Source organism: Clostridium sp. BSD2780061688st1 H5 (assembly GCF_005845155.1).
Taxonomy (GTDB): domain Bacteria; phylum Bacillota; class Clostridia; order Lachnospirales; family Lachnospiraceae; genus Claveliimonas; species Claveliimonas intestinigallinarum.
The window spans coordinates 1-14,890 of the sequence record NZ_SPGT01000003.1; the positions used below are offsets into that span (position 1 = coordinate 1).

Sequence of the window (14,890 nt, forward strand, 5' to 3'; positions counted from 1 at the left end):
TTCTTCACCCCTGCCTCGATGGCCGCGGTCAGCACGTTCTCGGTGCCCAGGACATTGGTCTTCACCGCCTCGATGGGAAAGAACTCGCAGGAGGGCACCTGCTTCAGGGCCGCTGCGTGGAAGATGTAGTCCACGCCGTGCATAGCATTTTTCACGGACTGGATATCCCGCACATCCCCGATATAGAACTTCAGCTTGTCGCTGTACTCGGGGAATTCCCGCTGATAAAAATGCCGCATATTATCCTGCTTTAACTCATCGCGGGAAAATATGCGGATCTCCCCTATATCTGTCTTTAAGAACCGGTCCAGGACGGCGTTCCCGAAGGAGCCGGTGCCGCCGGTGATTATTAAGGTTTTACCTGCAAATATACTGCTCATTGGTTTGATCTCCTTTGTTTTTGTTTAATAAAAAAATTCTCCCATATTTATATTATGGAAGAAAAACTTTTTCGTCAGATGATATTCTATTGTCAAAACATTTTCCTATTTCAGCTCTCCATAATGATAATATTTCTTTAAGGCTTCGTCTTTTTCTCTGCCCTTCAAATTTCCTAAATGTAAAGACTCTTGTTGTAATTTTTCTTTATACTCATCTATTCCCTTAATAAAACGAGCCGGATTTCCTGCATAAACTGAATTATCCGGTATATCTTTGGTAACTACAGAACATGCACCGATGACCACATTGTTTCCGATAGTTACTCCTGGTAAAATTGTCACATTATTCCCTATATACACATTATTCTTTATAACAATAGGTTTCGTGACTTCTAGATCCGGAAGCTCTTTGCGAAACAGAAGCGTTCCTCCGTCATGCGTTATGAATTGACAATTGTTTGTAATAAATACATTATCTCCCATAGAAATAATCCAAGGTTCTGATCCGTAGGAACATTTTCCATAAATTTTTACCTTCCCATTACCTGTAAAGTTAACGCCTACTTTTTTTGCGTATTCATAAGGCCTATATAGTTGGAAGTATTTATTGATTAGCGATTTTAAAATCATTGTTCTTATCCCTTCCCTTTCTAAAATATTAAAGCATAGTTTTATATAATCTCATATATTGTTCCCCCATTTTTGTATCAGAATAGCGTTCTCGTGCTTTACTACTAATAATCCCTTTCTTATTTGCACACAGATCAATAAACTCTTCAAGATGATCAGCAAGTTCTTTGACATTCCCAACCTCTGTAAAAAAGCTATATTGCTGTATACTTATACTATTTGCCCCACCAGATTTAAAACCTGCCACTGGAGTCCCACAACATAATGATTCTGCGCAAGTTAATCCAAAACTCTCTGCTTTACTCAATGATAACGTAACATCTGCCATAGAATAATATTCTGCAAGCAAATTTTTTTCGTAAACCGAACCAACAAATAGGATATTGGGATATTTACTTTCATCTATATTCTTAACACTTCCCACAAGAACAAACTTATATGGGAAATGTCTCATAAGTTCTGCTAATTTTATAAAATAATATCCACCTTTTAAATGGTTCTTATCTGTTGAAAATTCAGCAGTTACAAAAAGGAGGACTTTTTCATTTATTTTAATTCCATGTCTTTCTTTTATACTTCTAGCGTTTCTTGGATAAAAAATATTGGTATCAATTCCATTAAATATGGTTTCATGCCTAAACTGATTAACAATCGGAGATTTCAATGACTGGCGTGTTATGTATTCGGACACAGACACTATGCTAATCTTTTTAAATCCGTCGAATGCCTCCTTCATTTTTTTCCAGCTTCTATTAGTATTACAATATATCGCACCATCTGTAGCCCATTTTTTATGCGGACATTTTAAACAGCCTTCTTGGAATCGTGTACATCCATATGTAGAAGTACAATTGCCCGTATAAAAAAATTCTGCATGGTTTGTAATTACAGTTGAAATACTATTCTTCTTTAGCCATTTTAATAAGCTATATATATTCAGACAGTTTCCATTTACAGAATGCAAATGTACAATGTCCGGAGCCTCTTTCTTTATGGTTTTAATCAAGCGTCTCGTCGAAAATGGTGCAAATCCATACCGCAAACCAATTACTTTTGAAACCCGCCTATATATCGCTTGTTCATATCTATAACAAAATTTAATCGCATTCTTTTCCCTGGGACCAATCCCATAACATACAACTGTATCAATTCCATTTTTTTCTAGTAGTTGATCAATAGAATCTATGATAGCCCCTGTACTTCCTCTGTGGAATACTCCGTTAATCTGCATTACTTTCATCGTCTACTGCCTCTTACTATAATACTGTTATCTTATCTACCAAATTTTATATGGCTTTACTATACATGCTTTACTCAGAGGGCCTTCTGCTTCTTCCTTAATCTCCCCCTTCAACAGAGCACTACATAAACCCACAAATCTCCTGCTGGCTTCTTCGGCATTCCACATTTTCGTAATTGTATTATAAGCTGCAACTCCCATTCGTCTTATCTTTTTTGGATGTTGTAATAGAAATTCTATTTCTTTATATAACTCCATCATATCATCATATTGATAGATAAATCCATTATCGCCATTTTTCACCAGATATTTCGCTGATCCTGCTGCATCACTTGTAACAACAGCACATCCGCTATTCATTGCTTCATTAAGTACAGCTCCCCAACCTTCATTATAATCACTAGTAAATAAGAAAATATTTGCTCTTTCCATATAATGCCTAACATCTTCTGATTTGACCCTTCCTACTACATGGACATAATCCGCCAAGCACAATTCATTAATTTTACATTTTATACTTTGAAGAAGCTCTCCGTCTCCAATCATCTCAATAGAAAATTTATAATTTTTCTTGGAAAGATACTGTGCAAGCTCTATTACTTTTTCAGGGTGTTTCAAATATATAAACCTTGCACACCATACAATCTTAATAGTAGTATCCTGTTTTAACTTCATTAGATTGTCAATATTATATTTGATACTCTCTGGAAAATATCCCCATTTAAAACAGTATTTAAATCTCCCTGCTGTAAGCTTATAGTCAAACGGCGCATAAGCACTTGCACTAAGAAGATAAGAATTAGGCAAAGCTGCTAAACAGTTCAATTTTACGTAGCGAAAAAAATTGAGTGTCAACAATTCTTTTTTTAATCCTTTTTTCAGCAATCGTTCTGAATATCTAAAAACAATTTTGTTGTTTCTTTTCCTTATTTGTAAATATTTGTAATCTGCTGATCCCCAAATTACAACATCACTTATATATGCCAGTTTTTCAGCGTATTGCTTTTCTTCTATCGACTCATACGGACGCAGTTCATATTCTTTTTTCTTCCCATGTTCCCATCCCAGTTTTAGACGTTCTTTATCAAACTCCTGACAAGAAACAAATCTGTAATCACTTCCCAGAATTCCGTACATTGCTTCCGAAAAAGGTAACTGGTGATGTGATAAATAATTTGAGTAAAAAGTAATAATCATTTTTTATATCCTTTCAATGCACAATACACATTTGGACAATACCCTAAAAATATCTCTAGCACCTTATATTTAATATCACTTTTCCAGTTTTTCTGTTCCTTTCGAATAAAACTGGATAACTTCTTAATATCTTCTCGGTATCGATTGTCTAATACTTTTTTCATTGTTAAGGCATTATTTAAGTAGTCCAGAACATATTTTGCTAATATTTCACAACTTTCTGAATATCCATGCTCTTTTGCAAAGCTATATCTCATATAAAACGCCATCGCCCTATCCAATGCACCTTTTATTTTTTTCTCTGAGCTGTTAGATGTACTATCTTTGCGGTCAATAAAATAAAAGTATAACTTCTCATCAGTTATAGCAATAGTGCTAGCACGATTAGCAACCTCATGTAAAATCATCATATCTTGTGCATATCTTCCTTTTGGACTACTGATACCATTCCACAGTTCTCTTTTATATAGATATTGCCATAGCTGACTGCCTATTTTGTCTTCTAATAATAATTTCGTAAACTCCCTTGCTCCCATAATTTTTACTGTGGGCTCTTTATCTCTTTCAATCTTGCCATAAAAATAAGAACATTTAACAATATCAGCTTGTGTCTTTTCAGAAATCTGTTTCATGTGTTCCAGATAATCCGGCATAATATAATCATCACTATCTATAAAGACAACAAAGTTTCCTTTTGCTCTTTTCATCGCATGATTTCTTGCAACTGATAGTCCGCCGTTTTCTTGAATAATAAGTTGAAATCTTGAATCAGACTGTACAAATTCTTCACATATTTGTCTACTCATATCGGTAGAACCATCATCAACTAAAATAACCTCATAATCCCTATATTTTTGCTTTTGTATACTTTCTAGACATCGTCGTAAGTACTTTTCAACATTATAGACAGGAACAATTATCGATATTTCCGGATTTTCCATATTTATTTTCTCCTACTTAAGACTAATTTTTTATAGCGGGCAACTAAATCTTTAAACTCCCAACGATGTGCAAAAAAAACAATATTCACTAAAATATTTAGTATTGCACATACTGCACCTTTTACAAATACTCCTATCCATCCACTTAAAGAAATTAAGCTCACGCCTCCGAAACATATAATCGTATTTACTACCAAAAGAGCAAAAAAAATCAAATACCTATATAAATAATACACATGCTTTCTTCTCAAAATTTTTTTGTACGTATAATAGCTATCTGCCACTTCTGTAATAAATAATTTCGAGAAACTAATAGCAAAAAACACTCCCCCTACTCCCATTGCCTTCCCGAAAAACATTGCAAGTATAATATTCATAATAGCCGATATCATATAAGTATACTGTACCTCCCGGAAGTATCCATGCGTCGTTCTAAACGCATATATTGGATAGTTGATACCTCCAACATAAATTGATAAAACAAGTGCAACTACAGTAAAAAAAGACATCAAATAAGATTGCCCTAGCCACTGTACAATAAATGGTTGTAACAAGACTGTTAAACAAACGCATACAAAGCTATATAATAAATATACTGCCATAAACAATTCATCAAATATCCTTCTTTTAGCCTCCACATTGCTATCAACATTAAAATTACCTATACTTGAAGAAATACTGGTAAGAGCATTATAAAATATATTATTTACAGAGTTAGTTACCATTGTATAATTAGCGGTCAAGCCGACCGATATAAGTCCAAACATTTTTGAAATAATAATATTTGCTGTTCCATTAGCCACAACACCACTTATTTTTGAAATTGCTAATGCTTTTATGTTGATAAAAATTGAGTGCTTTTCTTCCTTGCTTAACGGAGCACCAGACGAAGACAATATATGAGGATATTGTTTGTTTACAATAATTGTTAATATAACATTAATTAAAAACGTACATATAATCTGGCAAACCAAATATAATATAAAAGAATGTGTCAGATATAAGACTATACATTGTACAATCATTAATGTAATCTGAGCAATATTCGTAACCAAATTATTAATATATGCTTTTTGGTCAGCAAGGAGCATAGATTTTTTATATGTACATAAATAAGATACAACCGTATTTCCCAAGTACAATAGAAACAGCAAATGTATATCTTCTGAAATCGTTGGTTTGTCTTTAATCAAATACTCGATAAACGGAGTTATAAGTATCCCCGCCCCCAGCATTACGCTGGCAATAATCCTGTAAGCTTTTTTATACAAAGTCAAAAGGGCATTGATTTTTTGATAATTATTAGTTTTTATAGGTTCATAAAGTGTATAGATTATCACATTTCCAATGCCCAGTTCGGAAAAAGATAATAATGTTAATATATTTGAAAAAAGGCCATTTACACCCAGGTATTCTGCCGACAAAAAATGAATAAAAATGCTTCTTGATATAAAGCTCATAAGTAATGTCGTAATTTGACATATTGAAGTCCACACAATATTTTTAACTGATTTCGAGAAATTTGACGCCATAATATTATGTTCTCCTTTTTCTCTGTAAAAACGCAATGCTCTCCTTATGATAAGCGTTTCTCCCTTATCCTTTTTAGATTTTTTTCTATCCGAATTCCGCCATGAAGCATTCCAATAAAAATGCAAAATGACACAAAATAATAAGGCATTCCTTTAAAAATAGGTTCTACTGCAAAATTAATTACAAAGGCTGAAGTAACCGATAAAATTAAGAATTTATTGTCCTTGGATACATTTTTTGAGCACATGATATCTACGACTTGCTTTATCGCAAAAACAGTAAAAATTACGAGAAGTAAAAAAGGTATCCACCCCACCTGTTTCAAAACATCAAGCCATAGATTGTGCGCTGTATCTAGACTTCCGTCCCCAAATGGAAGATCCCACGCATTAGTTAATGTCTCCTTTATACTGTTTACTCTATTTTCATCGCCTTCAAGATATCCCGTAGAAAGATTCATTCTTTCATATAATGGAGAGGATTCCCATTTGTCATATATCCTCAGGACATTATTCACAAACAAAACATAACTTCCCACACAAACTATTGCAATTATTAACAGTCTTCCTGTTTTTTTCTTTATACCCATGTCACTGGAAAAGATCATATAAATAATATTTATGATTAGCACAATTACCATAACAATCAAGGCTGTTCTAGATGCTGTCATAATACTATTATAAATGGACAGAATTACGCTACCTACCAAAATCAATTTGCTCGACTTTGCTTCTCTCCACTTTAAGACAAATACACTATAAAACAACAAAGAAATACTTAATGTTATTAATGCGCCTTGACCTGTTGCAGCCAAAACGCTGTTTGTCCATACATCGATACCGTTTCTATTATAGGTCTGATATCCACCTGAAACTAACAGGTTTAATAGTCCATGCGCAAACCTTCCCAACACAATAATTAATGTAACACTTCTTATACTTGCGTTAATATTCTGGCTTGTATGATTAATTTTGTATATTTTATTTCCCGCCAGATACCCTAGCCCAGGCGCTAATAAATACGGTATAAGGTAATAGGTAAGGTATTCTGGATGATAATAAACTGACATTAAATAAAAGACCAACGAAAATATCAATATCGCTTCGAACCCAAAATCCAAATAGAACCTTGGACTAGTTAATATAAAGACAGAGACTGCCACTATCAATATCAACCGACTTTCCATATTTATAAAATTAGCGGCAAACAAAAAAAGTAGTATATACATTACTAGCTCAGATGTTGTTAATTTTTTCATATTACCTCTTAGTCATTTTTATCTATAAAATGTTTTATCTTTGGTGTAAACAAACGATAATCAAATCTGTTTTCTGCCACTTTTCTTGCATTTAAACACATAGCTTTTCTCTGTTCTCCTGTTAGTGCTAGTACTTTTTCCAAAGCAACACAGATACTTTCCTCTTTTGCATCATTTACAACCACACCATTTACCATGTCTTCTGTATATTCTGATATGTCAGATGTCAAATTACAAATCACTGGTGTTCCTGTTGCCAGACTTTCCACATACTTTGTCGGAAATCCCGCTTTTGCATATCGTTGTTTTTCGTTACGGATAAGAATTGTAAAGTCTGCGCTTTGCAGCTCTTTTAAAACTTCATCCCTTGACACTTTCCCTCTTATTTTGACAGTGCTTTTGATTTGTTCTAAACTTCCTCTGCTCACACCGAACATATCGACTAATTGTTTCTCCGTCACACCAATAATAATAAATTCTATTTTTTTTCTTTCTTCCGCCTTTAAAAGACCAATTGCTCTTACTACATTTCCCAGATAATCCTTCTTGCCTGGGCTCCCTGCGTATACTATCTTTACTTTATCCTCGGAAAGATTTTTTTTGAAAGAAATTTCTTGTACATCCAAAATCACAGGCACATTTATCGTATCAATTTCCCTTTTTACAAAGTGTTCTGTCAAATAATGGCTAATTGCTATCACTTGATGTTCTGGACCAATCCATTTTGTATTATAAGCATCGTTCTGTTTATATCCTCTGGATTTTTCTCCTCGCATAAACTGCTCAGGTGAAAACCATTCAACAGCATCATATAGAAGATTACATTTCTTTCTCTTACTATAACTTTTAATAACATCTAAACTTATCTTATCTATCTGAGTATGAAGAATCACCTTATATGTTTCTTTACTAAGCTCTTTTGCTAAATGTATGGGAAATAAAATATAGTCCAATATACGAAAACATTTCCCCTCTCTTCTTGATCGAAACGAAACATATTCAATATCATCCTTTTCTTTCCAAACAAAATCGGTACTTTGTCCCATAGAAATTATCTTGACGGAATATCCCGTATCTTTTAATATATGCGCAAACATATGCAAACGTACTGCCCCCGCATCCTGATTCGGATATTTGTCAAATGTAATAATTATTGCTTTCATCTTTTCTCCATTTTTTTGATACGCAAATGTTCTTCCTGCTGTTCTTTACTAAAACGGTATTTTATTATTTTTGCAGGGTTTCCTCCCACAATAGCATAGGGTGGCACACTTTTAGTCACCACTGCACCCGCTGCTACTATTGCCCCTTCTCCTATCGTAACACCTTTCAAAATAGTTGTATTTGCTCCTACCCATACATCATCACATATCTGAACTGATTGGTCATTCTCTGGTTCCTTTTCTTTATCACTAATTTGTGCCATATATTTACCAACGATATCTGTCCTGTGATTACCTGTAATAATAGTCACACAGGGGGCAAGCATAACCCACTCTCCTATTATTATTTCTGCACGTGTAGACAAAAAAAGTGCCTTACTCCCAATCGAAGAGTGGTTTCCTATAGATATATTCTCAATGCCGCTAAATATGCTTTTCCTTCCTATAGTAACTTGTTTACCACAATGTTTCATGTCACGTTTTATAAAAGGCATGATTAAGATTTTATATATAATCCAACTAATTTTTTTTATAATTCTATACATTATTACCTATTACCTCGTTATACATTTGAAAAAGTCTATGTAAAACTCGCGTTCTTGAATACTCTTTCACCTCCCTTAAATTTCTTATAGACATTTTTTTTCGTGTTCTAACTTCGAAGAGGTCTTTGACAGCACTTTTTAGTTCTGTGACATCTCCAGGCGGAATAATTATTCCCCCAATCCCATTCCCCTTTTGTAACAATTCTCTGTTATAGCCAACATCTGTAGCAATAATGGGTAGTGCTCTTGCCATAGCCTCCAATACCGCTAATGAAAAACCTTCCGAATAAGACGGAAGGACAAAAAGATCTGCTTTATCTAAATATCTGGCAACCTCTCCATGGGACTTATTTCCATGCAAAATGACATTTAAGGGAAGCTGAATATTCTCTATTTGATTTTTAAAAATTTCTCCAACCACGTCAAACTGAATCTCTGGAAATTCTCTTGCTGTCTCAATTAATTCACAAATTCCTTTTTTTCTCGCCACATGCCCTACAAACAATATTCGTGATAGATTTTGGTTGATTTTTTTTTCTTTTTCTATAATCATCTCATCATCTATAAAGTTAGGAAATAGCTCTACATTTTTTATCCCAAGACCGTGTAAGTACCTTATTGAGGATTTATTTAAACATAATACTCTATCTGCTTTTGAACATAACTTTTTTAGGAAACAATTTTCAACACGTCCTGATCCCATTTCAGTCTCAATATTACAATGGCATTGCACTATAACCCGTACCTTTTTCCTCTTAATTAGTGATAAAATAATATAATCTCTTATTATTCCCCTTTTTGAACATGATGTATTAATATGTGCAATTTCGGGTTTTTTCTTTAATCCCTTTATAGTATGTAAGGCAATTTGACTACAGCGAATCAGTTCATCTCCCCAAAATTGCTTTCTCCCTCCTCCCTGCTTTCTTCTTCCAATTGTTGCAGTATTAACCAATGTAACTTTGATAACATTCTGTTTACAGTATTCCAAGTACTTTTCTGTCCATGTTGCAATTCCACCTGCCGGAGGCGGAAGTGGGGATTCTAATAATATATTCATTATATTTCTCCGTATTTATTAACAACTTCATTTATAATATCGACATAATGTTTTGTTCCAACATCTGCACTTAAGTTTTGAACCACAAAATTTCTTCCATTCTTCCCGAATTCAACACATTGTTTTTTGTGCTTATATATTCTCAAGATAGTTTCCTTTAGTTTTTGTGGATTACCAGCTTCACAAACAAAACCGCTCTTTGTGTCTTTCAATATCTTACTCAATTCAGAATCTAAATCAAAACAAGCTAAAACCGGTGTCGCCGTAGCCATTATGCTCCAAGTTTTACTAGGCATAGCAGTTCCTCCAGCTCCTTTTTTACAAATCACAATTGAGACATCTCCCATACTATACACTTCTGATATTTTTTCTTTAGGCTGTAGCGGAAATAAATATGTATTTTCCATATCCGTTATTATCTTTTTATACTGCTCTACTGCATCGTGATTTCCAAAAAGCAAGAATTGAATATCTTCATGCCCCTTCAACATCCGCAAGGCTTCAAAAATTGTCTGTATATCTTGAGCCGTACCCATATTCCCTGCATAAACGACTGTAAATTTTTCTCTACCTATATCTAATTCTTGAAACAATATATTATCTTTTTTTTCTATCGGATGTACCTCATTACAATCAATCCAATTGTAAACTATTTCAATTTTTTCTTCATCAACACCCTTTTTTACTAAATTCTCATAAAATGTCTGATTGACCACAATAATTTTATCTGCATATTTATAAGTGTAATTTTCTATCACTCTACCTATCTGATAAATCAACGATTTCTTTTGAATAATTCCTGTACTTATTAAAGAGTCCGGGAATATATCTTGTAAAATATAAACCATAGGTTTTTTTAATTTCTTTTTTAAAAATGCCGCAACTAATCCCTGGGTAGGGGGTGTACTTCCAGCCAAAATAATATCGATATTTTTTATTCTTTTAGCAAGATTATATTGTTTAATATTTGACAACAGATATCTGCATGCCCTCAGAAAAACATTTTTATGTTCTGAAAGCAGCTTGAAACGGTGCACTCTTACTGCTCCTTGACATTTTTTTTCAAATAGCATCTTCTTATAAGTTTTTCTGATCTTTTTACCGATTCCTCTGGAAGGTGTCGGACATACATAGTCTATTTCAAATCCATTATGTAAGCATGCTTTTTCCAGATCCTCAATAAGATGAGTACTTGCTGTTATTTCCGGATTATAGTAGGCCAAAAGTCTCAATATTTTCTTACACTTTTTATTTGTTTCCATTCGTATATAATCCTTTTCTTAATAAAACGGTACTTATCGTTTTTATAATTATCTTAATGTCTAATACTAATGAAATATTTTGAGCATACCACACATCCTGTAATCTTTTTTCATGAACTGTAAGTCCATTTCGGTAATATGCCTGGACATATCCAGTAATTCCCGGGCGAACAGTCAATTTCCCAAGTTCATCTTTTGCATATCCAGTAAGAGAATCCCCTACACTTGCCCGTGGACCAATTAAACTCATTTCCCCTTTTAATACATTAAATAATTGTGGTAATTCATCGATACTAGTTTCTCTAAGAAAATGGCCGACTTTAGTAACTCTAGGATCATCAATTGCGTTATATGTACTTCCGTCATTATTTCGCAAATCCGGTGCATTTTTATACATAGAGCGAAATTTATACATTTTAAATTTTGTCCCATTTTTTCCTAACCTCTCTCCACAATATAATACTGGCCCGCCGTCTTCTAAAAGAATAGCAATAGATACAATCAAACAGACTGGAAAGATGATTATAATACCTATACCACTCAAAATAATGTCTATAAACCGTTTACCAAATCTTTTATACATAATCCCACCCCTATATCAACTCATTACTGTATTTATCTAATTTGTATGATTTTGGTGGCACATAGACACTATTTTTTTCCGTACTATGAGATATATATGCGCCTGCACCAACTAATGTTCTGTCTTCTAATTCTACTCGGTTTTTAATTATTGAATTCAATCCTAAGAAGCAGTTATTCTTAATAGTAACATAACCACCTATGGTACTACCTGCTGCAAAAAAATTATTATTTCCAATCTTTATTTCATGTGTAAGATTTACTCCCGAAAAGATAATATTATTATTTCCAATTTTAATATTATGACCTACAAATGCAGACGGTAGAATAAGATTCCCTTCCCCTATATCTTTTTCATTAGCATATATTACCGCATTAGGGCTTACATATGATTCTACTTTGTAGCCTTTCTCTTTACACTGACAGTAAATCCTTTCTCTTATTGAATTCATATTTGTATATCCGACAGTATTAATAATTCCAATATCGTCCATATTATAAAAATTCTCTAACTGTTCAAACGGGACAACCGGTTTATCATCGAACATAGTAGTTGAGTAGTATTTTCTATTTACTGTGTAGCAAAGAATTTCAAACTCTTCCTCTATCGATATATAATTTGCAATCAGTTCCGAAAAACATGTTGTTCCGAATAAGATACATTTTCTCATAGCAATCACCAAAATTTTATACTATTTCAAGTTCTATCATATCACTAGCAATTTGACATATTTTTTCTGCTTCAGTAACTGTATCTGCACTAGAAATCACATATCCTAGTCTTTCTGAGCCATTGATTGGATCATGCACATTCTCTCCCACATGTTTTGTAATATTAATTTCACATATACCTGGTATTTCTTTAGCTCTTTCAATATTATTTATGGCACGTAATGTTCCCTCTTTGCCAACCAAAAATTTTATAGCAGAAGCTCTGTTTAGCGTTTGCCTGGGATAATTTTTCTTCCCTAATGCTAAATTAATACAAGCTTTTACCATATTAACCCCTGTAGATAGAGGCACTAGATGCGTTGTGATATTCCCGCCTCCTAAGCGTGCTCCCAGTTCAACTATTTTGGCACCTTCTTTTGTTAATTTTATTTCTGTATGTGAAGGTCCATTATCAATCCCAACTGCTTTCACGGCTCTTTTCGTTACACTCTTTATAGCTTCAATCTCCTTCGTAGTATGTCTACTTGGCTGTGAATGACCTACTTCCACAAAATACGGAATGCCTGTTGTCTTTTTATCAGTAACTTGTATAATATCCGTTTTCCCATCATATGTCAGTGCTTCCACACTCACTTCTTCGCCACGCATGAATTCCTCTACAAGAATCCACCCTTTACGCGAATACGATTTACTGTATTCATATGCTTTTTTTATTTGTTCATAATCATGAATATTTTCTATAACATATATGCCACGACTCCCAGAATTGTCTGTAGGTTTTACAATGCATTCTTCTTTAAAATTTTCTAAAGCCCTAACATATTCTTTCCAAGAATTAACTTTGTAGAATTTTGGTATCGGAACACCTGCATTTTTTAAACATACCCTCATTTTGTACTTATCTGTTGCATTCAACGCTGTCTCCTCAGAAATTCCTACAAGATTTAATTCTTTTGCAACCTTTGCCACCGATCTAATTGGCATATCGCTTGCTAACGTCATAATACCATCTATACTATACTTTTCTGCAGCTTCAAGAATTCTTTTTGTATCAATTGTACTGATTATTAAAGGTTTATCTGCATAACATAAAGCAGGCGCATTTTGATCAATGTCTACCCCTATTGTATGTAACCCCATTTTCCTTGCTTCTAAATACGCTGGAAGTTGCAAGTCACTTGCTCCTAAAATCATTAGTTTTTCCATAATTCAGTTAATATTCTCCCAAAATTTTCCACCACATACTCCACATCCTCATCAGCCAGCTTCGTATGCAGCGGCAGCGTTATTTCATTTTCATATCTTTCATAAGCCCGGGGATAATCCTTGATGTCAAATCCCAGATTCTTATATGCCGTCATCATAGGAAGCGGTTTATAGTGAACATTGGATGCAATCCCCTGCTCTGCCAGCTTTGTGATGATCTCGTTGCGCTCCTTTGCATGGATGCCTGGTATCCGTGTCAGATACAGGTGCCCGCTGGAAACAGCCTCATCTGTGTAATGCTCCAGCACCTCCACGCCCAGAGGGCGAAGTGCCTGGTCATATTTTCTTATAATATCCTTTCTTCTTGCCAGAAGACCGGGATAACGGCGGAACTGCGCCAGGCCCAGCGCTGCCATGATATCCGTCATATTGCACTTGTAAGCCGGGGAAACTATATCGTATTCCCAGGCTCCCAGCTGCGTCTTGGCCAACGCGTCCTTGGACTGTCCATGGAGTGACAGGAGCATAAACTGCTTGTAGATCCATTCATCCTCTATTCCGTCTATAGAGCGCCAGGTCAGTGCCCCTCCCTCCGCAGTAGTAAGATTTTTGACCGCATGGAATGAAAAGCTGGTAAAATCTGCGATCTCCCCGCACATTTTCCAGTCACCGTCCATCTTTCTCCTGGCTCCAAAAGCGTGTGCCGCATCTGTCACTACAGCTACCCTTCCCAACGCTTCCTGTATCGGGCCGTTCGGATGAAATTTATTTTTCTGTCGGTTCACGATCTTATATATCTTCTCGTAGTCGCACACAACACCTCCCAGGTCAACCGGGATAATGGCCTTCGTCTTTTCGGTGACAGCATTTTCCAACAGTTCGTAGTCCATCTCATAACTGTCCTTCTGCACATCCACCAGTACCAGCTTTGCGCCTACATGGCACACCGGACTGGCTGATGCCGTATATGTATAGGCGGATGTAACGACCTCATCCCCCGGTCCTATTCCCAGCAGACGCAGGATGGATTCAAGACAGGCAGTAGCTGAGTTCAGACACACGGCCTTGTTTGTATGGCAGTACTGCGCTATCTCATTTTCAAACTGTTTTGTCTTTGGCCCTGTCGTAATCCAGCCGCTGTTCACAGCCTCCGCTATCTCTTTGATCTCTTCTTCACCCACATCCGGCGGGCTAAATGGCACATTCCTCATCTATAACACC

Annotated in this window: 15 protein-coding genes; all 15 read right to left on the reverse strand. The window is 35.0% G+C overall.

The annotated features are described in order from the left end of the window. On the reverse strand, nt 1-371 hold a 371-nt coding region (locus FGQ86_RS02630), incomplete at its 3' end, for a polysaccharide biosynthesis protein (protein ID WP_195639063.1). Between the two features lie 114 nt (nt 372-485). Next, nucleotides 486-1,010 carry an acyltransferase gene (locus tag FGQ86_RS16575; RefSeq protein ID WP_138302899.1) on the reverse strand — a complete coding sequence of 175 codons (525 nt, stop codon included), beginning with the start codon at nt 1,008-1,010 and terminating at the stop codon, nt 486-488. Nucleotides 1,011-1,038: 28 nt separating this feature from the next. After that, nucleotides 1,039-2,250, reverse strand: coding sequence for a glycosyltransferase (locus tag FGQ86_RS02640; protein WP_138302900.1), 1,212 nt, complete (start codon nt 2,248-2,250; stop codon nt 1,039-1,041). 36 nt (nt 2,251-2,286) lie between these two features. After that, nucleotides 2,287-3,447 (reverse strand): glycosyltransferase, encoded by a 1,161-nt coding sequence (locus FGQ86_RS02645; RefSeq protein WP_138302901.1) that lies wholly within the window; start codon nt 3,445-3,447, stop codon nt 2,287-2,289. Continuing rightward, a complete protein-coding gene (locus FGQ86_RS02650) occupies nt 3,444-4,388 on the reverse strand; it encodes a glycosyltransferase (protein WP_138302902.1) in 945 nt (314 codons plus the stop codon). The genes FGQ86_RS02645 and FGQ86_RS02650 overlap by 4 nt, the downstream gene beginning before the upstream one ends. 2 nt (nt 4,389-4,390) lie before the next feature. Continuing rightward, entirely contained in the window at nt 4,391-5,920 is a 1,530-nt protein-coding gene (locus FGQ86_RS02655) for a hypothetical protein (protein WP_138302903.1), read from the reverse strand. A gap of 44 nt (nt 5,921-5,964) precedes the next feature. Further along, nucleotides 5,965-7,179 carry a hypothetical protein gene (locus tag FGQ86_RS02660; RefSeq protein WP_138302904.1) on the reverse strand — a complete coding sequence of 405 codons (1,215 nt, stop codon included), beginning with the start codon at nt 7,177-7,179 and terminating at the stop codon, nt 5,965-5,967. An 8-nt stretch (nt 7,180-7,187) separates the two neighbouring features. Beyond that, a complete protein-coding gene (locus tag FGQ86_RS02665; protein WP_138302905.1) occupies nt 7,188-8,342 on the reverse strand; it encodes a glycosyltransferase in 1,155 nt (384 codons plus the stop codon). Continuing rightward, nucleotides 8,339-8,887: a CatB-related O-acetyltransferase gene (locus FGQ86_RS02670; protein ID WP_243127134.1), complete on the reverse strand. Its 549-nt coding sequence runs from the start codon at nt 8,885-8,887 to the stop codon at nt 8,339-8,341. The genes FGQ86_RS02665 and FGQ86_RS02670 overlap by 4 nt, the downstream gene beginning before the upstream one ends. Continuing rightward, nucleotides 8,880-9,947 (reverse strand): glycosyltransferase family 4 protein, encoded by a 1,068-nt coding sequence (locus FGQ86_RS02675; RefSeq protein ID WP_138302906.1) that lies wholly within the window; start codon nt 9,945-9,947, stop codon nt 8,880-8,882. Before FGQ86_RS02675 ends, FGQ86_RS02670 begins: the two co-directional genes overlap by 8 nt. After that, nucleotides 9,947-11,209 (reverse strand): glycosyltransferase family 4 protein, encoded by a 1,263-nt coding sequence (locus FGQ86_RS02680; RefSeq protein ID WP_138302907.1) that lies wholly within the window; start codon nt 11,207-11,209, stop codon nt 9,947-9,949. The genes FGQ86_RS02675 and FGQ86_RS02680 overlap by 1 nt, the downstream gene beginning before the upstream one ends. Beyond that, nucleotides 11,196-11,792 (reverse strand): sugar transferase, encoded by a 597-nt coding sequence (locus FGQ86_RS02685; RefSeq protein ID WP_138302908.1) that lies wholly within the window; start codon nt 11,790-11,792, stop codon nt 11,196-11,198. The genes FGQ86_RS02680 and FGQ86_RS02685 overlap by 14 nt, the downstream gene beginning before the upstream one ends. A 10-nt stretch (nt 11,793-11,802) precedes the next feature. After that, a complete protein-coding gene (locus tag FGQ86_RS02690; RefSeq protein WP_138302909.1) occupies nt 11,803-12,462 on the reverse strand; it encodes a DapH/DapD/GlmU-related protein in 660 nt (219 codons plus the stop codon). Between the two features lie 16 nt (nt 12,463-12,478). Further along, nucleotides 12,479-13,669: an ATP-grasp domain-containing protein gene (locus FGQ86_RS02695; protein ID WP_171031497.1), complete on the reverse strand. Its 1,191-nt coding sequence runs from the start codon at nt 13,667-13,669 to the stop codon at nt 12,479-12,481. Then, entirely contained in the window at nt 13,657-14,880 is a 1,224-nt protein-coding gene (locus FGQ86_RS02700; protein ID WP_138302910.1) for a DegT/DnrJ/EryC1/StrS family aminotransferase, read from the reverse strand. Before FGQ86_RS02700 ends, FGQ86_RS02695 begins: the two co-directional genes overlap by 13 nt. Nucleotides 14,881-14,890 lie beyond the last annotated feature (10 nt).

Coding starts and splice junctions, on each gene's coding strand:
- FGQ86_RS16575 (WP_138302899.1), bottom strand. CDS start 1,010: ATGATTTTAAAATCGCTAATCAATAAATACTTCCAACTATATAGGCCT.
- FGQ86_RS02640 (WP_138302900.1), bottom strand. CDS start 2,250: ATGAAAGTAATGCAGATTAACGGAGTATTCCACAGAGGAAGTACAGGG.
- FGQ86_RS02645 (WP_138302901.1), bottom strand. CDS start 3,447: ATGATTATTACTTTTTACTCAAATTATTTATCACATCACCAGTTACCT.
- FGQ86_RS02650 (WP_138302902.1), bottom strand. CDS start 4,388: ATGGAAAATCCGGAAATATCGATAATTGTTCCTGTCTATAATGTTGAA.
- FGQ86_RS02655 (WP_138302903.1), bottom strand. CDS start 5,920: ATGGCGTCAAATTTCTCGAAATCAGTTAAAAATATTGTGTGGACTTCA.
- FGQ86_RS02660 (WP_138302904.1), bottom strand. CDS start 7,179: ATGAAAAAATTAACAACATCTGAGCTAGTAATGTATATACTACTTTTT.
- FGQ86_RS02665 (WP_138302905.1), bottom strand. CDS start 8,342: ATGAAAGCAATAATTATTACATTTGACAAATATCCGAATCAGGATGCG.
- FGQ86_RS02670 (WP_243127134.1), bottom strand. CDS start 8,887: ATGTATAGAATTATAAAAAAAATTAGTTGGATTATATATAAAATCTTA.
- FGQ86_RS02675 (WP_138302906.1), bottom strand. CDS start 9,947: ATGAATATATTATTAGAATCCCCACTTCCGCCTCCGGCAGGTGGAATT.
- FGQ86_RS02680 (WP_138302907.1), bottom strand. CDS start 11,209: ATGGAAACAAATAAAAAGTGTAAGAAAATATTGAGACTTTTGGCCTAC.
- FGQ86_RS02685 (WP_138302908.1), bottom strand. CDS start 11,792: ATGTATAAAAGATTTGGTAAACGGTTTATAGACATTATTTTGAGTGGT.
- FGQ86_RS02690 (WP_138302909.1), bottom strand. CDS start 12,462: ATGAGAAAATGTATCTTATTCGGAACAACATGTTTTTCGGAACTGATT.
- FGQ86_RS02695 (WP_171031497.1), bottom strand. CDS start 13,669: ATGGAAAAACTAATGATTTTAGGAGCAAGTGACTTGCAACTTCCAGCG.
- FGQ86_RS02700 (WP_138302910.1), bottom strand. CDS start 14,880: ATGAGGAATGTGCCATTTAGCCCGCCGGATGTGGGTGAAGAAGAGATC.